The sequence below is a fragment of the Amycolatopsis suaedae genome (genome assembly GCF_004214935.1).
In the GTDB taxonomy this organism is placed as follows: Bacteria; Actinomycetota; Actinomycetes; order Mycobacteriales; family Pseudonocardiaceae; genus Amycolatopsis; species Amycolatopsis suaedae.
On record NZ_SFCC01000005.1, the window covers coordinates 280,024 to 298,719 of the forward strand.

Sequence of the window (18,696 nt, forward strand, 5' to 3'; positions counted from 1 at the left end):
GACCCCTCAGCGATCCTTCAGCGTGACGTAGTGGGCGAGGCAGTCCTCGTAGCGGGGCAGCAGCCCCTCCTGCGCCATGGCCTCCCGCAGGCTGGGCGCGGTGGCGTCGCTGTCGGACATGACCGGCTCGCCGTCGAGGTTCCACGGGATGCCGATCTCCGCGTCGAACGGGTCGACGCGGATCATCGTGCCGGGTACGTACACCTCGGACTGCAGATAGTTCACCCCGGCGTTGTCGGTCAGCGCGACGTAGCCGTGGCCGATCCCGTCGGCGAGGTAGAGCGCCTCGCCCGACTCCTCGTCCAGCCGGGTCAGCTCGAACGTGCCGAACGTCGGCGAGCCCACGCGCAGATCGACCGCGACGTCCAGGATCGCGCCACGCACGCAGGTGATCAGCTTGGCCTGGCCCGGCGGGATGGTCGTGCCGTGGATGCCGCGGACGGTGTTGCGGCAGCTGGTGGAATAGCTTGCCTGCTCGATGACGAAGGGGTAGCCGATCGCGTCGGACAGCTCCTGGGACCGGAAGGCCTCGTGAAAGCTCCCGCGCCGGTCAGGGTGGCGCGCGGGCGTGACCCGGTAGGCGTTCGGGATCGACAATTCGGTGATCTTCACGTTCTGGTGAACCCCCGCGGTCGCAACGGCCGTCGACTGGTCAGCCTACCGGCGAGTGGTCGCCCCGGTCAGCTTCCGGCAACGGCCTTCGCGCTCACCGGAAGAACTCCCGCAGCCGTGCCGTGACGTCCTCCGGTGCCTCCTCGGGCAGGTAGTGGTCCGCCGGCACGGCGGCCCCGCGCAGGTCCGGCGCGTAGTCCCGCCACGCGGCGAGCACGTCGTAGTGCCTGCAGACGAAACTGTGCTCGCCCCACAGCGCCAGCACCGGGCAGTCCACCGTGTTCCCCGCGGCGGCGTCGGCGTCGTCGTGCAGCAGGTCGACCGAGGCCGCCGCCCGGTAGTCCGCGCAGGACGCGGCGATCGCCGCGGGGTCGGAGAAGCAGCGGACGTACTCGGCGACCGCGTCCTCGTCGAACGGCGTGCCTCCGTGGTGGCGGTTCATCCTGGCCCGCACCCAGAACTCGGGGTCGGCACCGATCAGGCGTTCCGGGACACCGGCCGGGCCGGCGAGGAAGAACCAGTGGTAGTAGCCGAGGCCGAACGCGGCGTCGGCGTGGGCGAAGGCGTGGCGGGTGGGCACGATGTCGAGTACCGCCAGTGCGCGGACCGCCTCGCGGTGGTCCAGTGCCATGCGGTGCGCCACCCGGCCGCCGCGGTCGTGCCCGGCGACCGCGAACCGGGGAAAACCCAGCTCCCGCATGAGGGTCACCTGGTCGATCGCCATCAGCCGTTTCGAGTAGGTCAGGTGCTCGGGGTCCGGTTCGGGCTTGTCGCTGTCGCCGTAGCCGCGCAGGTCGGCGACGACGACCGTGAACTCGCCCGCCAGCGCGGGCGCGACGTGATGCCAGATCCGGTGGGTCTGCGGGTAGCCGTGCAGCAGCAGGACCGGCGGGCCCTCGCCCGCCACGGCGCAGTTGATGCGGACGCCGTCGGCGTCGACACGGCGGTAGGTGAACGAGGACAGCGTCACGACACCAGCTCCAGCAGCGCACGGGTGAACGACACGGTGGTGCCGGTGCCGCCGAGGTCGGGCGTGCGCGGCCCGCCGGCAGCCAGCAGCGTGGCGATCGCGCCCTCCACCTCCGCGGCGGCTTCCGGGTGCCCCAGGTGGTCCAGCATCATCGCCGCGCACCAGATGGCGCCGATCGGGTTGGCCACGCCCTTGCCCGCGATGTCCGGGGCGGAACCGTGCACGGGCTCGAACATCGAAGGGAACTCCCGCTCCGGGTTGAGGTTCGCGGCCGGGGCGATGCCGATCCCGCCTGCCACGGCCGCGGCCAGGTCGCTGAGGATGTCACCGAACAGGTTGGAGCCGACGATCACGTCGAACCGCCCCGGCTCGAGCACCATTTTCGCGCACAGGGCGTCGATGTGCTCGGAGTCCCAGCCGACGTCGGGATACCGGGCGGCCCACTCGGTCACCAGCTCGTCCCAGAACGGCAGCGTGTGCACGATGCCGTTGGACTTGGTGGCCGATGTCAGCCGCCCGCGCCTGCGTGCGGCGAGTTCGAAGGCGTAGTCGAGCACCCTGGTGACGCCGGCGCGGGTGAAGACGGCTTCCTGCACGGCCATTTCCGTCGGGAACCCGCGGTTGAGCCGCCCGCCGATCTCGCTGTACTCGCCCTCGACGTTCTCCCTGACCACGACCAGGTCGACCGTGCCGGCGCCGCGCAGCGGGCTGTCGAGCCCCTCGAACACCCGGATCGGCCGCAGGTTCACGTACTGGGCGAAGCCGCGGCGCAGCGGGATCAGCAGGCCCCACAGCGACACGTGGTCGGGTACCCCCGGTTCGCCGACCGCGCCGAGCAGGATCGCGTCGTGCCCGCGGACGCGGTCGAGCCCGTCGGCGGGCATCATGGCGCCCTGGTCCAGGTAGCGCGCACAGGACCAGTCGAACTCGTCGTAACCGAACCGGACGCCGTGCCGGGCGCCGACGGCGTCCAGCACGGCACGGGCGGCGGGCAGCACCTCCCTGCCGATGCCGTCGCCGGGGATGAGCGCGATGCGATGGGTCGTCATGGCTGTCGATGCCACCAGCCGCTCGCGGGCGGTGTCCAAGACCAATACCCTGCCGGACCGATAGGCGACGGCTATAGGTCGCGTGCGGCGGCCAGGAAGGCGGCGGCAGCCGGGGTCGGTTCGGTGAGGCGGCTGGCCAGCGCCAGATGCAGGTGAGCGGGCGGTTCCAGGTCCAGCACCCGCGCACCCGCGCGCCGGGCCAGCGGCGCCCACGAGTCGGCGAGGATCGCCACCCCGACGCCGCCGAGGACCAGCGGCAGGATGGCCTCCCGGTGCTCGGACTCGACGACGTCGAACAGCTCCACCCCGTCGGCCCGCAGCCGGTCGACGACCCGGCGCATCCCGGTGCCCGGCTGGCCCGCGATGACCCGCTGCCCGGCGAGGTCGGCGGGCCCTGCCGCGGGCCCGGCGACCGGCCAGTCCGGCGGCGCCACGACGACGAACCGCTGGGTGCCGATCGGCTCCAGCAGCAGGCCGGCCTGCTTCACCGGCTCGCTGCTCGCCAGCAGCCCGACCTCGGTCACGCCCGTGCGGACCAGCTCCACCACGGTCTCCGCCGTCGCCGCCGCGCGGATGCCGACCGACAGCCCGGGATGGCGGGTGGTGAAACGGCGCACCATCGCCCCCAGCGGCTCGACGGCCTGCGAGGGCATGGCGGCGACTTCCACCCGTCCCCGCTCGAGCCCCGCGGCGGACTCCACGCTGGCCCGCGCCGCCGCCATCCCGCGCACCACCTGCCGCGCCGGTTCGACCAGCGCCTGACCGGCCTGCGTCAGCACCACCCGCCGGCCCGCCCGGTGGAACAGCTCGCTGCCGAGGTCGCGTTCGAGCACCCGGATGGCCTGCGACAGCGACGGCTGGGCGATGTAGAGCGCCTGTGCGGCACGGTTCATGCCGCCGTGGTCGACTACGGCGAGGAAGTACTCAAGCTGCCTGGCGTCCATGCGCGGGCACTGTAGCCGCCTTTTGCCTGCTCAGCGGACCGGTGGCGCGAGTCCCACCGTCGCGCACGCGGGCAGGCAGAGAACGCCGATCTCCAGGGTTGCGCTCAAGTCAGCTTGAGCATCCAGGGTATGGGCGCATGACCCACCAGCGGACATCGTCTTCCCCCGTACCGCGACGTGAGCGACCACCCGCGCACCTTGCTGGGACCGTTGATCTCGGCGATCTGCGTGTGCATCGGCTCGGGTACGGAGCCATCCGGTTGACCGGGCCGGGAACGTGGGGCAACCCCACCGACCGCGAGGCCGCGATCGCGGTGCTGCGGCGCGCGGTGGACCTCGGCGTGGACTTCATCGACACCGCCGAGGCGTACGGACCACACACCAACGAGGAGTTGATCAAGCAGGCACTGCACCCGTATGAGGGAATCGTGATCGCCACCAAGGGCGGAGGCGTCCGGCCTGGGCCCGGAGAGTGGGAGGCCCTGGGCCGCCCGGGGTTCATCCGCCAGGGCGTCGAGACCAGCCTGCGCCGGCTTGGCGTCGACTGCCTAGACCTGTACCAGTTGCACCGCATCGATCCGCAGGTGCCGCTGGCCGACACGCTGGGCGCGGTCAACGAGTTGCAGGAGGCGGGGAAGATTCGCCATGTCGGTCTGTCCGAGGTCGATATCGGCGACATCGAGGCGGCGCGCGAGATCGTCGAGATCGTGTCCGTGCAGAACCAGTACTACCTCTCGGCACGCCAGTGGGAGCACGTGCTGGACTACTGCGAGCGTGAGGGCGTCGCCTTCATCCCCCTGGGGGCCACTCGCCCATGGCGACCTCGACGCCCTCGGCTCCTTCGCACACATCGACGGGCTCGCCGGCCTCCCTGCGGCGCAGATCGCCCTCGCGTGGCTGCTGCGCCGCTCCCCGGTGATGCCTCGCCTCCCCGGCACCGCGACACACCGCCTCGAGGAGAACGTCCACGCGGCGGCTGCCGGGTTGACCGACGAGCAGTACCAGCGGATCACCGTGGCGGCCGGCCCGCCACCGCGGACCACACCGAGAACAGCAAAAAGCGGGTTTCCACAGCTCTGAGCTGCGAAAACCCGCTTGCCGGTCGGGCTGACAGGATTTGAACCTGCGACCCCTTGACCCCCAGTCAAGTGCGCTACCAAACTGCGCCACAGCCCGGCCGTTGCCACTCGCTCGCAACGACGGATAGCTTAGCGTGCCCGTCCCGGGGCCTTGGCAGCAGGGCTCACAAGCCTGCTGACCAGGCGAAAGACTGAGAAGCCGACGGAACAGCGCTGGGTCGGCGACTACGGGGCGCTCGCGTGCACGAGGGTGGGACTCGCGCGACCGGGGCCCCTCTTCTCAGTCGGCCAAGGCCACGTAGATCGGCGTGGCCACAATAACGTCGGACTTGCTGTACAGAGTCCTGGCCAGAAACTCTACCCGAGAAGTCACTGGAGGCAGCGCTCGCAGAGCGATGTCCACTGCCTCAGAATAAGAACAATAAGGAGGACCACCGGACACATTGCCGTCGAACTGAGCGAGGCCATTCAGAAATTTCAGAGTGTAGTAGTAGGGAGCATGGTTGGCCTCACTACTGGAAACGCTACCAACCAGGCTGCTCGATGCACCGATCAGTCCAAGCTTCACCCCGTTGACGTAGCCTCCAAAGAAGGCGATATCCGACGCATACTCCGCAACGACGCCGTACTGGAGTGACGCTACGTCCTTGATATATCTATCCGGCAGCGCAATCGACCCGATCCGTTCTTCCCTTTCCAGATATGCGCTCAGCAGTCCGACTTTTTTGGAAATTTCTGCTTGCTCACCGGCCGGTTTCTCCCTGACCGTAGCTGACAACATTCCGGCATTGACCTTGATCTCGGTCTCGAAGGACTTGACGAACTTTGCCGGTATCTGCGGCAGGAGGTTGTCGACTTTCGTCGACGAGATGTACAAGTAGTACTTCGGCAGATGATGTTTCCCGCGCCCGCTCTGCTTCGCCACCCGATCTCCCACACTGTGTTGTGACTATGGTCACTTTCCGAACCAGTGTCGCACCCCAACCAGCACGGACAGGGTCAAGGGGTCGCAGGTTCACATCCGGTCAACCCGACCGGCAACCGGTGGCGAGCCGTCGTGGTTGACGACTCGCCGAGCCGGTCAGAAGCTGCCGCAGTTGTTGGGGGCTGGGCGTCCGGCGACGCGGTCGTCGAGCCAGGGCAGCATCCGGCCGAAGGACTCGAAGAACCCGCCGCCGTGGCCGGGCGCGGCGAGCGGCTGGAAGTTCACGGTGGCTCCGAGGTCACACCAGTCGCGGGCCAGCTGCCGGGTCCGTTCGAACGGGATCCCTTCGTCAGTGACGGAGTTGGTCACCATGACCGGAGCCGCCGGGCGGTGGCGGCCGACGGTTTGCTCCGCCACCCGCGCCGCGATACGGCCCTCTCTGGCGTGGTCGCCGAGTGACCTGCCGTCCACGGTGAGGTCGGCGGTGCGGGTGAAGGCGTGCAGGGCGATCGTTTCGGCCGCGCATTCGTTCTGAACCTGTGCCAGCAGGCGGCGGCCGCGGTCGTTCAGGAACGCGGGGATGTCCAGCTCCGGGTAGGCGGCGGCAAGGCCGGCGGCGGCATAGACGACGAAACCGACGGTGTAGCTACCCTCCATCCGGTCCGCGACCACGGCCAGGTCGGCTGGCGGTGCTCCGGCATACCCGCCGACGACGTCGAGGTCGGGCGCGTAGTCCGGGGCCAGCTCGGTCGCGGCCCCCGCGGCGCCGCCCCCTTGGGAGTAGCCGACGATGGCGACCGGACCGTCGTCGGGCAGGTTCGCGACAGGGAGCCGCTGCGCGGCCCGCACGACGTCGAGCACGGCATGGGCCTCCGCGAGCCGGTTGACGTAGGTGTGCGTGCCAGGGGTGCCGAGGCCCTGGTAGTCAGTCAGTGCGACGGCGTACCCCAGGGTGAGCAGCTTGGTCATGAACGCTGCCTCGAACTCGGTGCCCGTGCTCAGGTTGCGGCTCGGTGCGCAGCGGTCTGCCAAACCGTGGGTGCCGATCGCGTAGCTGACGATCGGCCGTTCCCCGGGGCCGGGCCACGGCGTGTTCGGTGTCAGCACCGCGCCGGTGACGGCGATCCGACGGCCGAGAGCATCCCGGCTGAGGTACATGATGCGCTGTGCGGACGCGGGTAGCGGGATGAGCGGGGCTGAGTAGAAGCGCGCCGGCTCGCTTCTGATGACGTCGCCGTCCTGGCCGTCAGGCAACGGTGACGGCGGCTGGTAGAACGACCAGTCGTCGGCCGGCGCCGCCGACGCCGCCGCCGGCGCGGTGAGCGCGCCCACGGTGACGACCACGGCGGCGAGGAAGACCGCCGACCGGCGAGGAACGAATTGGGACATGGTGCTCCTTATGGTGAGTAGGCGTGATCTCCGGGCGTCGTCGGCCGGGATTCCGAGGTCGCCGTCGCCCTCCCCGTGCAGCGTGGTCCCGTCTCGGTTCACCACCGAGCTGCCCACCGTTGCTCCGTTCACGTCACTGTGACTGAAGCAACTCAGCATCGTCCGGAACGCGGATGAAGGGCCATGACAGCTGCGCGCGTGGCATGTGACCGTGCCGCGCATAGGGGTCGGCCGCGCGTCTCGGTCACGGAGCCGGCGCGCGGCGGTCATGGTTCGCCGCCGCGGGAGTTCGCACCCTTGAGGCGACGAGCGAGAAGTACGAACGGAGCCCGACATGTCCCGCTGGATGACCGACGAGCACAGGGCGTTGGCCGGGCTCGCGTACGAGTTCTTCAGCAAGGAGTGCGAGCCCAACGAGAAGCGCTGGGGTCAGCAGCAGCACGTCGACCGCGAGGTGTGGCGCAAGGCGGGATCGCTCGGCCTGCTGTGCGCGTCGATTCCCGAGGAGTACGGCGGCGGTGGCGGCGACTTCGGCCACGAGGCGGTCATCTTCGACGCGCAGATGAAGGCGCTGGCGCCGAGTTTCGGCGGCTCCGTCCACTCGGCGATCATCGCTCACTACATCAATGCCTACGGCACCCACGACCCCGCGCAGGGCGGGGCCGGCGTTTCGCTGATCGTCGTGGAGACCACCCGTGACGGCTTCTCGCGTGGTCGCAATCTGCAGAAGGTCGGCCAGCATGGCCAGGACACCTGCGAGCTGTTCTTCGACAACGTCCGGGTGCCCGCGAGCAACCTGCTCGGCGAGGAAGGCAAGGGATTCCAGTACCTGATGGAGCAGCTGCCGCAGGAACGGCTGGCGCTCTCGGTGCCCGCGGTCGCCTCGGTCGAATGCGCCGTCGACCTCACGGTCGCCTACACCAAGGAGCGCGAGGCGTTCGGCAAGCCGATTCTGGCGTTCCAGAACACCCGGTTCGAGCTGGCCGAATGTTCAACGATAGCCAGTGTCGCGCGCAGCTTCCTCGACGACTGCATCGTGAAGCACCTCGCGGGCGACCTGACCGTCGCCGACGCCGCCAAGGCCAAATGGTGGCTCACCGAGCAGCAGAACGTCGTCGCGGACCGGTGCCTGCAGCTGTTCGGCGGCTACGGCTACGTGGTCGAGTACCCGATCGCTCGCATCTGGGCCGACTCGCGCATCCAGAAGATCTACGGCGGCACCAACGAGATCATGAAAGAGATCATCGGCCGCTTCCTGTGACGTTGTGCGAGGCCGGCGATCTGCTCGTCCTGCCGGGCGCCCGACAACGGACTGGTCAACCGCCTGACGAAGGAGTTGCCATGCACACGCTGACCGATCCCGCACGTGCGCGTGCCGCTCGCAGCATGTGTCAGCTGTTCCAGGACAGCGTCACGGCTGTGCCCGAACGGGTCGCGCTGCGCTCATCGGACGGCGCGGTGTCGATCACCTGGCGCGAGTACGGCGACCGGGTGCGCCACATCGCCTCCGGCCTCGCCGCTGTGGGGGTCGGGCACGGCGACACGGTCGGCATCATGCTGACCAACCGACCGGAATTCCACCTGGTCGACACAGCGGCGTTCCACCTCGGCGCCACGCCGTTCTCGATCTACAACACCAGCGCACCCGGGCAGATCGAGTACCTGCTGGGCAACGCCGGCTGCCGGGTGTTCATCACCGAGCAGCAGTTCCTCGACAAGGTCCGCGAGGCAAGCGCGGGCAGCGCTGTCGAACGCGTCGTCGTGGTCGAGGACGACGTCGACGGCACCATGTCGCTGACGGACCTCGAAACACGCGGAAACCCGGACTTCGACTTCGACGCCGCCTGGCGCGCCGTCCAGCCCGACGACATCCTGACGCTGATCTACACCTCGGGCACCACCGGGCCACCGAAAGGGGTGGAGATGACGCACGGCGGAATGGTCTTCGCCGTCGCCAACTCCGCCGAACAGTTCGCCGGGCGCCCGGTGGAGCGCCTGGTCTCGTACCTGCCCGACGCCCATGCGGCCAACCGGGGCTACGCGCACTACGCGTCGATGCTGAGCGGCGCGACGATCACCACGGTGACCGACGCCAAACAGCTGGTCGCTGTGCTGCCCCGGGTGCGGCCGTCGCTGTTCCTCGGCGTTCCGACGCTGTGGTACAAGCTCAAGGCCGCGATCGAGAGCGCCATCGACGCCCAAGCCGGACCGAGGAAGAAACTCGCCACCTGGGCCATCGACCAAGGCAAACGCCGGGTCCGGACCGGCAGCGCGGGGTGGCGGCACGCCCTCGCCGACCGCCTCGTGCTGAGCGAGCTGCGCAAGAGGATCGGTATGGACGACCTCGTCCTCGCCTTCACGGCCGCCGCGCCGATCACCGAGGACGCACTGGAGTTCGTACTCGCACTGGGCATCCCGTGCAGCGAGATGTGGGGCATGACCGAGATCACCATCGCCACCGCCAACCCGATCGACGACCTGCGTGTCGGCACCGTCGGCAAGGCACTGCCCGGAGTCGAGCTCAAGCTCGCCGACGACGGTGAAATCCTGGTCCGCACACCCGGTGTGATGCGCGGCTACCGCGGCGAGCCGGACAAGACCGCCGAGACAATCGACCCGGACGGCTGGGTACACACCGGCGACATCGCCACCATCGACGACGACGGCTGGGTTCGCATCGTCGACCGCAAGAAAGAGCTCATCATCAACGCGGCGGGCAAGAACATGTCCCCGAGCAACATCGAGGGAGCGGTGAAGGCCGCCAGCCCGCTCATCGGCAACGTCGCCGCGATCGGTGACCGCAGGCCGTACGTCGTCGCGTTGATCACCCTGGAGCCGGACGCCGCCGCGGCGTTCGCCGGCAAGCACGGCCTTGCCGCCGACCCAGCCGTGCTGGCCAGGGATTCGCGCGTGAACGAGGAGATCAAGCACGCGGTGCTGACTGCCAACGCGAAGTTGTCCCGAGCCGAGCAGATCAAGGACTTCACCGTTCTGCCCACCTACTGGGAGCCGGGCAGTGAGGTCCTCACACCCACGATGAAGCTACGTCGCAAGCCGATCACCGAGGCCTACGCCGCCGAGATCGACGCGCTCTACCGGGGGCGATGACGCCTGGCGCCGGGCGGTACCTCCCTCCCGGCCGGCAGGTGTCAGGACACCCGCAAGACGATCTTGCCGATGGCGCGGCGCTCGTCGACATCTCGCAGCGCCCGGGATGCGTCGGAAAGTGGGTACGTCTGCCCGACGAGCGTACTCAGACGTCCGGATTCAAAATGCGGCAGCAAGCGATCCCACTGGACTCCGAGGTAATCCATGTCGAGCCACCACGGCCGACCGAAGGCGACTCCGCGGACGTCGATGTCCCGATTGAGCAAGCGATTCACCTTGACAGTCGGGATCTCGCCGCCGGTGAAACCGAGCACCAGCAACCGCCCTTCGAACTTCAACGACCGAAGCGAATCGGTGAATCGGTCACCGCCAACAGGGTCGAACACCATATCCACGCCCACGTTGTCGGTCAATGTCGCGACGGCCTGACGGAAATCATCAAGAAATATCACCTCGTCGGCGCCCGCAGCCGCCGCGATCTCGGCCTTCTCCGGAGAGGACACGACGGCGAAAACCCGCGCCTTCAACGCTTTCGCAAGCTGGACCGCGGCGGTGCCAAGCCCGCCGGCGCCACCGTGCACCAGCACGGTCTCGCCCGGCCGTAACGCGCCACGACGGACAAGCGCGTAGTCGGCGGTGAGGTAGTTCAGCGGGAGTCCCGCACCGCAGGTGAAGGACACCGAACTCGGCAACGGGAACACCAGCCGATGATTGGTGGCAACCTGTTCGGCATACCCGCCGAAATGAGGGATCGCCGCGACCCGGTCTCCTACCGTGAACCGCGTCCCCTTCGGCGCGGACCGCACGATGCCCGCGACTTCGTATCCCGGGGTGAACGGCAGATCCGGCTTGAACTGATGTTGCCCGCGAGTCACCAGGACATCCGGGAACGTGACACCCGCGGCATGCACGTCGATCAGAACGTCTTCCGGCCCCGGCCGAGGCGGTTCGGCTTCGACGCAGTGGGCGGCGTCGGGTCCGGTGAGTGCGCTGATCCGAACGGCGCGCATCAAACTCCCTTTCATTCGACCATCACCACCAGGCGTCCCATGGCGTCGCCATGACGTCGGCCCATGCGGCACGGCTTCCAGCTTCACCGGTCGGGCCGCAGACCTCCATGACCCGTGCGCTCCGGCCGGATGACCGAGCCGCGCACCTGGTCAACCCTGACGCCTACGCACCGCCCGCGCGGTAGGCGCCGGGCGGGGAGCCAGTCCAGCGGCGGAAGGCCCGGCGGAAGGCCGAGGCTTCGGAAAACCCGAGCCGCGCGGCGAGGTCGTTGACGGATTCCTCGCCGCGCACCAGGCTGGCGATCGCGGCGTCACGCAGGATCTCCTCCTTGATCTCGCTCACCGAGGTCTCCTGGTCCCGCAGCAGCCTGCGCAGGTGCTGCACGCTCACGTTCATCCGGGCGGCGATCTCGGCAGGCGTCGGCCACTGCCCACGCAGGCCGTATTCGACGATCCTGCGCACCTGGTCAGCGGTGGTGGAGCCGTAGTCGCGGGTGGCGTACCAGACCCCAGGCTGGTCCTTGAGGAACGCGGCCAGGTCGCACTCGTCGCGGATCACCGGGGACTCCAGCAGGGCGCTCCCGAAAGCGAAGGCGGCGCGACCCGCGTCGAAGGTGGCCATGCGACCGAAGATCTTGTCGTAGTCGGAGGCATGCCGGGGCGCGGGATACGGCAGTTCCAGCGCCCGCAACGGGATCCGCTTGCCGATGAGCCAGCCCATCAGCCGGTGCGCGAGCGCGAGCAGCAACTCGGTACCCAGGTGCTCGGGGTCGTCGAGTTCGCTGACATCCATCGTCAGCCGGCTGGTGTCCGCCCCGTACTCCACCCGGATCCGCGGCACACCGGTCACCTTCGTCGCGCCGCTGGCGCGGATCCCCACCTCGCGCAGGTCCGGTGCGTGGACGAGCGACAGCGCGACGTACTTCAGGGTGCCCAGCGGCATCGGCGGGCCGAGGCCGAACAGCTCGTCCTGGGTCAGTGTCCACAGTTCCCTGGTCACCTCGGACATCTGCTCCACGGTGACTCGGGTCTTCGGCCGATAGGCGATGTCGGCCGGAATGCCCGCGTCACGCAGGATCGGCAGGACGTCGAAGCCGCGCCGCTCGGCCACTCGCAGCAACCGATGCACGAAGCTGATCGGCACTGTCTGCGCGGACATGCGAGCAACCTATACCGCGCGCGTCGCGGTCACGAACCCCGCGAGGCGCGGTCATACGAATCGGGGTTACCGCTCCGTAACGTCGTGGGCATGAGCGAGGCGTACCTCTACGAGGCCATCCGCACCCCCCGCGGCAAGGGCAAGCAGTCCGGCGCGCTCCACGGCGTCAAGCCGGTCGACCTGGTCGTCGGCCTGATTCAGGAACTGCGTGTGCGCTTCCCCGATCTGGACGAGGACCGCATCTGCGATGTCGTGCTCGGCTGCGTCACCCCGGTCGGCGACCAGGGGATGGACATCGCCCGCACGGCGGTGAACGTGGCAGGCCTGCCCGACACCGTCGGCGGCGTGCAGCTCAACCGATTCTGCGGATCGGGCCTGGAGGCGGTCAACACCGCTGCCAAGGCCGTACGCTCGGGCTTCGACGAGCTGGTCATCGCGGGCGGCGTGGAGTCGATGTCGCGCGTGCGGATGGGCAGCGACGGCGGGGCGATGGCCTTCGACCCGGCGACGGCCTACGACAACTACTTCATCCCGCAGGGCATCGCCTGCGACCTGCTCGCCACCATCGAGGGCTATACCCGCGACGACGTCGACGCCTACGCTGTCCGCTCCCAGCGGCGGGCCGCGGCGGCCTGGTCTGGCGGCTACTTCGCCAAGTCCGTGGTGCCGGTGCGCGACATCAACGGGCTGACCATCCTCGAACAGGACGAGCACGTGCGTCCTGACGTCACCGTTGAGGACCTGGCCAAGCTGCGGCCCGCCTTCGCCGGAATCGGGGAACTCGGCGGCTTCGACGCGGTGGCCAGGCAGAGGTTCCCGTTCGTGGAACGGATCGACCACGTGCACACCGCGGGCAACAGCTCCGGCATCGTCGACGGAGCCGCACTGGTGCTGGTGGGCTCCGAGGAGGCCGGGCGGGCCTCGGGGCTGACCCCGCGCGGGCGGATCGTGGCCGCCTCGACCAGCGGGGCCGACCCCGTGCTGATGTTCAAGGGGCCGATCCCGGCGGTGAACAACGTGCTGGCTCTGGCCGGGCTGACGGCAGACGACATCGACGTGTTCGAGATGAACGAGGCGTTCGCCGCCGTCGCGCTCGACGTGCAGCGGCAGTTCCGCGTCCCGGACGAGAAGTACAACGTCAACGGCGGCGCGATCGCGATGGGACATCCACTGGGTGCGACCGGCGCCATGCTGCTCGGGACCGTGCTGGACGAGCTGGAGCGCACGGGCGGCCGCCACGGCCTGATCACCCTGTGCGTGGCAGGCGGCATGGGCGTCGCGACGATCATCGAAAAGGTCTGAGCATGACCAGTATCCAGTGGAGCCGCGATGCCGACGGCATCGTCACCCTCGTCATGGACGACCCGGCAGGCAGCGCGAACACGTTCACCGAGGCGTTCGTCGCGGAGATGGGTTCGACCATCGACCGGCTGCACGCCGAGGTCGACGACATCACCGGTGTCGTGATCACCTCCGCCAAGAAGACCTTCTTCGCCGGCGCCGACCTGACCCGGATCCGGACGTTCGGGCCGGACAACAAGCAGGATCTGTTCGACGCCTTCACCCGGGTCAAGCACGACCTGCGTCGGCTGGAGACCCTCGGCAGGCCGGTCGTCGCCGCGGTCAACGGCGCCGCCCTCGGCGGCGGTCTCGAACTGGCGCTCGCCTGCCACCACCGCATCGCCGCCGAGGTGCCGGGCAGCCGACTCGGCCTGCCAGAGGTCATGCTCGGCGTGCTTCCCGGCGCGGGCGGCCTCACCCGCACCGTGCGCCTGCTGGGAATCCAGAACGCCCTGATGAAGGTACTGCTCACCGGCGCGCGGATGAAGCCGGCCAAGGCCAAGGATGTCGGCGTCGTCGACGAGCTCGTGCCCACTGTGGACGACCTCGTGCCCGCCGCGAAGGCATGGATCAAGGCCAACCCCGAGGGCGGCGTGCAACCCTGGGACGTCGAGGGTTACCAGATCCCCGGCGGTGCCCCGGATGATCCGGCGTTCCGGGAGTTCCTCCCGGCGTTCCCGGCGAACCTGCGCAAGCAGCTCAACGGCCAGCACAAGATGCACGCTCCGCGCGCGATCCTGGCGGCGGCGGTCGAGGGTGCGCAGGTCGACTTCGACACCGCGTCGACCATCGAGACGCGCTATTTCGTCAGCCTGGTCACCGGGCCGGTCGCGAAGAACATGATCCAGGCCTTCTTCTTCGACCTGCAGGAGGTGCGGCACGGCAGGGCCCGGCCGGAGGGCCCCGGCGTTCCGGCCAAGCGTGACGTGCGCAAGGTCGGCGTTCTCGGCGCGGGCATGATGGGCGCCGGTATCGCCTACGTGACCGCCAGGGCGGGCATCGACGTGGTCCTCAAGGACGTCACACACGAGGCCGCGCGGAAGGGCAAGGCGTACGCCGAGCGCCTCGAGACCAAGGCACTCGCCCGGGGCCGCACCACCGAGAAGAGGTCGCAGGCACTGCTGGACCGCATCCACCCGACAGCCGACGCCGGCGACCTCGCCGGCGTGGACTTTCTCGTCGAGGCCGTCTTCGAGAACGGCGAGCTGAAGCACAAGGTGTTTCAGGAGATCGAGGACATCGTCGAGCCGGACGCGGTGCTCGGCTCGAACACCTCGTCGCTGCCGATCACCGACCTCGCGCGCGGTGTCGGGCGGCCGGAGAACTTCGTCGGCATCCATTTCTTCTCCCCCGCCGAGAAGATGGACCCGGTGGAGATCATCCGCGGCGCGAAGACCTCCGACGCGACGCTGGCCCGCGCGGTCGACTACGTGCTGGCCATCGGGAAATACCCGATCGTCGTCAATGACGGCCGCGGCTTCTACACCACCCGGGTGTTCAGCCAGTTCCTTCTCGAAGGGATCACGATGCTGTCCGAGAGCATCGACCCGGCCATCATCGAGCAGGCGGCGCTGCAGGCCGGGTATCCGGTAGGGCCGCTGCAGCTGGCCGACGAGCTGTCCTTCGGCACCATCCGCAAGATCATGGACGAAACGATCACGGCCGCCGAAACCGGCGGCATCGCACTGCCGGAGTCCGTCACAGCGGCGTCGGCGGTGATCGACGCGATGATCGGGTTCGACCGTACCGGCAAGCAGTCCGGCGCCGGCTTCTACGACTACACCGACGGCAAACGCGACCTGCTCTGGGAGGGCCTGCGCGCGCAGTACAACACGACCCGCGAGCCGCGGACACCGTTCGAGGACCTGCAGGACCGGTTCCTGTTCATCCAGGCGCTGGAGACCCAGCGGTGCTTCGACGAGGGCGTCATCACCGCCGACGCGGACGCCAACATCGGCTCCCTCTTCGGCATCGGGTTCCCGCCATGGACCGGCGGCGTCCGCCAGTTCGTCACCGGCTACCCCGCCGGACGCGCCGCCTTCCTCGCGCGGGCCGGCGAGCTCGCCGCGCGCTACGGCAAGCGCTTCGACGTCCCCCTCGGCCTGCGGGCAGACCTGGGGTAGCGCCATACCGCCGGCCGGTGGCATAACGCCCCCGGCGCTACCATTTTGCCGGTGACCCCGGCCGAAGCCCGCGAAACACTCCTGTTCCACTCGTGTGCGCACCCCGACGTGGACGATCCACGTTGGCAACGGGGTTTCCTCGGGTCGCTGCGGCCCTTCACCGGGTTACGCGAGGAGAACTTCCACGAGGTCATGTCGGCCTTGCGGACCCTCGCCGAGCCACTGGGGGCCGACCTGGTGCCCCGGGAGGTCGTCTCGGCGGTGGTCTCGATCTGCCACTTCGGGCGGGCCTGGGGCGTCGCGCCCGACGGCATGCTCCGCGGGAACGACCTGATCAGCGACGCGGACGCCGCCCGGCTGGAGGAGTGGATCTGGTCCATCTCCCACGCACTGACCATGATCCTGGACGGCGATGTCGCGGAGGCCTTCGACGAGTACGACCGCCACGACTGACGGCGGCGTTCAACGGCCGCCGTCGGTACGGTCGACGACATGGAACTCATGGTCGCGCTGGCCGCGTTTCTCTGCGTGCCCGTCTTCCTGGCGGCGTTCGCCTGGTATGCCGTGCGGGCCCGCCGCAGCGGCGGCGGCCAGTCCCTGATGGCGCCGTTCGAGGAGATCTGGGACCCGATCGCCAACAAGACCAACATCGAGATCCAGGTCGAGTCCCAGCGTCATCCGGACGTGCCCTCCCCCGGCGACCCACCCGGACAGCGGCGCCGTGGCGCCGCGTCCCGGTCAGGAACCGCGGACGTCACGTAGGCCACGCGATGCGGGCGGCCCTGATGGCGTTGAGGATGACGAGGACCTCGGCGAGTTCGTGGACGAACACCACCGCGGCCAGCCCCAGCACCCCGAATCCGGCCAGCGGCACCAGGACGGCGATGATGGCCAGGGACAACCCGACGTTCTGCAGCATGATGCGGCGGGCTCGCCTGGCGTGGACGAGAACCTGGGGAAGGTGCCGCAGATCCTCGCCCATGAGCGCGACATCGGCGGTCTCGATGGCGACGTCGGTGCCCATCGCGCCCATCGCGATGCCGACGTCGGCGGTGGCCAGCGCCGGCGCGTCGTTGACACCGTCGCCGACCATGGCGCTGCGCCCGGTCAGCCCGGTGACCAGCGCGGCCTTGTCCTCGGGCAGCAACCCGGCGTGCACCGTCGTGATCCCGGCACCGGCGGCGAGTGCCGTGGCGGTGCGGGCGTTGTCGCCGGTCAGCATCACCGTGTCGATGTCCAGCTCACGCAGGCGGCCGACGACCTCGGGGGCCTCGTCGCGGAGTTCGTCGCGGACCGCGATCGCGCCGAGCAGCACACCGTCGCGTTCGACGAGGGCGACGGTCGCACCGGCGGCCTGCAGCTTCCCGACCTCGCCTGCCAGCGGGCCGGGCTCGATCCAGCCCGGTTTGCCCAGCCGTAGTGGCCGTCCATCCTGGCTGCCCCGCAGGCCATGGCCGGGCACGGCGGTGACGTCGTCCGCCACCGGTACCTCGTCGGCGGCGTCCAGGATCGCGCGGGCCAGCGGGTGTTCGCTGCGGGCCTCCAGTGCGGCGGCGACGGCCAGCACCTCAGCACTGCCGGCACCGGCGGTGAGCACGTCGACGACCCGCGGGCTGTTGCGGGTCAGCGTGCCGGTCTTGTCCAGTGCGACGACACCGATCCGGCCCAGTTCCTCCAGCGCGGCGCCACCCTTGATCAGCGCGCCGTGCCTGCTGGCCGCGCCGACGGCGGCGACCACGGTCAGCGGGATCGAGATCGCCAGCGCGCACGGCGACGCGGCGACCAGCACGACGAGTGCGCGTTCCAGCCACAGCAGCGGATCGCCGAACAGCGCGCCGAGACCGGCTACCAGTGCGGCGAGCACCATGATCCCCGGCACCAGCGGCCGGGCGATCCGGTCGGCCAGGCGCTGCCCGCTTCCCTTGCGCTCCTGCGCTTCCTCGACGATGTGCACGATGCGGGCGAGCGAGGAATCGGCGGCGAGCGCGGTGACCTCCACCTCGACCGCGCCCCCGCCGTTGATCGCTCCCGCGTGGACGGTCGTGCCCGGCCCGGCCTCGACCGGAACGGATTCACCGGTGATCGCGGACAGATCCAGATTGGTGTGCCCGGTGCGGATCACGCCGTCGGTGGCGGCCCGTTCGCCGGGTCGCAGCACCAGCAGGTCACCGACGACGAGGTCCTCCGGCGCCAGCCGGACCTCGCCGCCGTCCCGGAGGACCGAGGCCACCGGCGGCACCAACCCGAGCAGGGCACGCAGCCCGCGGCGGGCACGCGTGACGGCGTAGTGCTCCAGCCCTTCGGCGACGGAGAACAGCACACCGAGCATCGCCGCCTCGACGAACTGGCCCAGCGCGACGGCGCCGATCGCGGCGATGGTCATCAACGTGCCCACGCCCACCCGGCCGCGCAGCAGCCCGCGTACCGCGCCGGGCACGAACGACGCCGCGCCCGCGACCGCCGAGGCGAGTTCCAGCGCGGTGACCGAGAACAGCAGACCCGCGCCGAGCAGCACCGCGGCCAGCGCCGCCAGCCGCAGCTCGCGGACCTGCCACAACCGCCGCGGTCCGGCCGGCGGTTCCGGGCGGGCCTCGGCGGGCCCGCAGCACTCGTCAGCCACGGTGCGCCGCCAGGCCGAGAACCGCGCCGACCAGGACGCGGCCGGGGTCGGTCAGCCGGTACATCACCATGCGCCCGTCGCGGCGGGCCGCGACCAGGCCGGCGATCTTGAGCTGCCGCAGGTGGTGCGACACCAGGTTCTGCGCCTGCCCCACGACCCAGGCCATGTCGCACACGCACAGCTCGTCGCCGCCCACCAGGGCCGCCGCGATCGTCAGCCGGGTGGGATCCCCCAGCGCCTTGGCGGCGCCCGCCGCGGGTTCCACCTCCGCCAGAGGCGGCAGTCCCGCCCGGATCGCCTCGGCGTGCGGGAGGTCGAGGCACAACAGGTCACAGGCATCAGGCTGGTCGCTCACCAGCCCATACTA

17 protein-coding genes, 1 tRNA gene and 1 pseudogene are annotated in these 18,696 nt (G+C 69.6%); 8 read left to right on the plus strand and 11 right to left on the minus strand.

Annotation, left to right across the window (positions count from 1 at the left end; genetic code table 11):
- Positions 1-6 precede the first annotated feature (6 nt).
- The 4 genes from EWH70_RS12180 to EWH70_RS12195 form a co-directional block, all read right to left on the minus strand.
- Positions 7-612 carry a dTDP-4-dehydrorhamnose 3,5-epimerase family protein gene (locus EWH70_RS12180; RefSeq protein WP_130475424.1) on the minus strand — a complete coding sequence of 202 codons (606 nt, stop codon included), beginning with the start codon at positions 610-612 and terminating at the stop codon, positions 7-9.
- 94 nt (positions 613-706) lie between these two features.
- A complete protein-coding gene (locus EWH70_RS12185) occupies positions 707-1,582 on the minus strand; it encodes an alpha/beta fold hydrolase (protein ID WP_130475425.1) in 876 nt (291 codons plus the stop codon).
- Positions 1,579-2,631 carry a tartrate dehydrogenase gene (locus tag EWH70_RS12190; RefSeq protein WP_130475426.1) on the minus strand — a complete coding sequence of 351 codons (1,053 nt, stop codon included), beginning with the start codon at positions 2,629-2,631 and terminating at the stop codon, positions 1,579-1,581. The genes EWH70_RS12185 and EWH70_RS12190 overlap by 4 nt, the downstream gene beginning before the upstream one ends.
- 71 nt (positions 2,632-2,702) lie before the next feature.
- Positions 2,703-3,575, minus strand: coding sequence for a LysR family transcriptional regulator (locus EWH70_RS12195; protein WP_130475427.1), 873 nt, complete (start codon positions 3,573-3,575; stop codon positions 2,703-2,705).
- A 137-nt stretch (positions 3,576-3,712) separates the two neighbouring features.
- Between EWH70_RS12195 and EWH70_RS36600 the strand changes: the two are divergent.
- Together EWH70_RS36600 and EWH70_RS36605 are read left to right on the plus strand one after the other, a co-directional pair.
- Positions 3,713-4,318, plus strand: a pseudogene (locus EWH70_RS36600) (aldo/keto reductase); the annotation flags it as partial.
- The gene (locus EWH70_RS36605; RefSeq protein WP_338078571.1) at positions 4,221-4,655 is read left to right on the plus strand and encodes an aldo/keto reductase; all 435 of its coding nucleotides are present in this window, start codon (positions 4,221-4,223) and stop codon (positions 4,653-4,655) included. The pseudogene EWH70_RS36600 and the gene EWH70_RS36605, both read left to right, overlap by 98 nt.
- Positions 4,656-4,677: 22 nt before the next feature.
- Here EWH70_RS36605 and EWH70_RS12205 read toward each other — a convergent pair.
- The 3 genes from EWH70_RS12205 to EWH70_RS12215 all read right to left on the minus strand — a co-directional run bounded on the left by EWH70_RS12205 (position 4,678) and on the right by EWH70_RS12215 (position 6,968).
- Positions 4,678-4,751, minus strand: a tRNA-Pro gene (locus EWH70_RS12205).
- A gap of 183 nt (positions 4,752-4,934) precedes the next feature.
- On the minus strand, positions 4,935-5,579 hold the full coding sequence (locus EWH70_RS12210) for a DUF7019 family protein (RefSeq protein ID WP_130475428.1): 645 nt from the start codon (positions 5,577-5,579) through the stop codon (positions 4,935-4,937).
- A gap of 156 nt (positions 5,580-5,735) precedes the next feature.
- The gene (locus EWH70_RS12215; protein WP_165436246.1) at positions 5,736-6,968 is read right to left on the minus strand and encodes a lipase family protein; all 1,233 of its coding nucleotides are present in this window, start codon (positions 6,966-6,968) and stop codon (positions 5,736-5,738) included.
- 334 nt (positions 6,969-7,302) lie between these two features.
- Between EWH70_RS12215 and EWH70_RS12220 the strand changes: the two genes are divergently transcribed.
- On the plus strand, positions 7,303-8,229 hold the full coding sequence (locus EWH70_RS12220; protein ID WP_130475430.1) for an acyl-CoA dehydrogenase family protein: 927 nt from the start codon (positions 7,303-7,305) through the stop codon (positions 8,227-8,229).
- An 80-nt stretch (positions 8,230-8,309) separates the two neighbouring features.
- The gene (locus EWH70_RS12225) at positions 8,310-10,076 is read left to right on the plus strand and encodes an AMP-dependent synthetase/ligase (protein WP_130475431.1); all 1,767 of its coding nucleotides are present in this window, start codon (positions 8,310-8,312) and stop codon (positions 10,074-10,076) included.
- Between the two features lie 41 nt (positions 10,077-10,117).
- Here EWH70_RS12225 and EWH70_RS12230 read toward each other — a convergent pair whose 3' ends face one another.
- Both EWH70_RS12230 and EWH70_RS12235 read right to left on the minus strand, forming a co-directional pair.
- A complete protein-coding gene (locus tag EWH70_RS12230; protein ID WP_130475432.1) occupies positions 10,118-11,086 on the minus strand; it encodes an NADPH:quinone oxidoreductase family protein in 969 nt (322 codons plus the stop codon).
- Positions 11,087-11,249: 163 nt separating this feature from the next.
- On the minus strand, positions 11,250-12,245 hold the full coding sequence (locus EWH70_RS12235; protein WP_130475433.1) for an AraC family transcriptional regulator: 996 nt from the start codon (positions 12,243-12,245) through the stop codon (positions 11,250-11,252).
- Positions 12,246-12,335: 90 nt separating this feature from the next.
- Between EWH70_RS12235 and EWH70_RS12240 the strand changes: the two genes are divergently transcribed.
- From EWH70_RS12240 to EWH70_RS12255, 4 genes are read left to right on the plus strand one after another with little or no spacing between them, the layout of a single operon-like run.
- Positions 12,336-13,547, plus strand: a complete 1,212-nt coding sequence (locus EWH70_RS12240) for an acetyl-CoA C-acetyltransferase (RefSeq protein ID WP_130475434.1) — start codon at positions 12,336-12,338, stop codon at positions 13,545-13,547.
- 2 nt (positions 13,548-13,549) lie between these two features.
- Positions 13,550-15,709 (plus strand): 3-hydroxyacyl-CoA dehydrogenase NAD-binding domain-containing protein, encoded by a 2,160-nt coding sequence (locus EWH70_RS12245; RefSeq protein WP_276320557.1) that lies wholly within the window; start codon positions 13,550-13,552, stop codon positions 15,707-15,709.
- A gap of 51 nt (positions 15,710-15,760) precedes the next feature.
- Positions 15,761-16,162, plus strand: a complete 402-nt coding sequence (locus EWH70_RS12250) for a hypothetical protein (protein ID WP_130475435.1) — start codon at positions 15,761-15,763, stop codon at positions 16,160-16,162.
- A gap of 39 nt (positions 16,163-16,201) precedes the next feature.
- Positions 16,202-16,471, plus strand: coding sequence for a hypothetical protein (locus tag EWH70_RS12255; RefSeq protein ID WP_130475436.1), 270 nt, complete (start codon positions 16,202-16,204; stop codon positions 16,469-16,471).
- Here the strand turns inward: EWH70_RS12255 and EWH70_RS12260 are convergent.
- Positions 16,464-18,329 carry a heavy metal translocating P-type ATPase gene (locus EWH70_RS12260; protein WP_130475437.1) on the minus strand — a complete coding sequence of 622 codons (1,866 nt, stop codon included), beginning with the start codon at positions 18,327-18,329 and terminating at the stop codon, positions 16,464-16,466. The genes EWH70_RS12255 and EWH70_RS12260 overlap by 8 nt on opposite strands.
- Positions 18,322-18,684, minus strand: a complete 363-nt coding sequence (locus tag EWH70_RS12265) for an ArsR/SmtB family transcription factor (RefSeq protein WP_205669099.1) — start codon at positions 18,682-18,684, stop codon at positions 18,322-18,324. Before EWH70_RS12265 ends, EWH70_RS12260 begins: the two co-directional genes overlap by 8 nt.
- Positions 18,685-18,696: the final 12 nt, after the last annotated feature.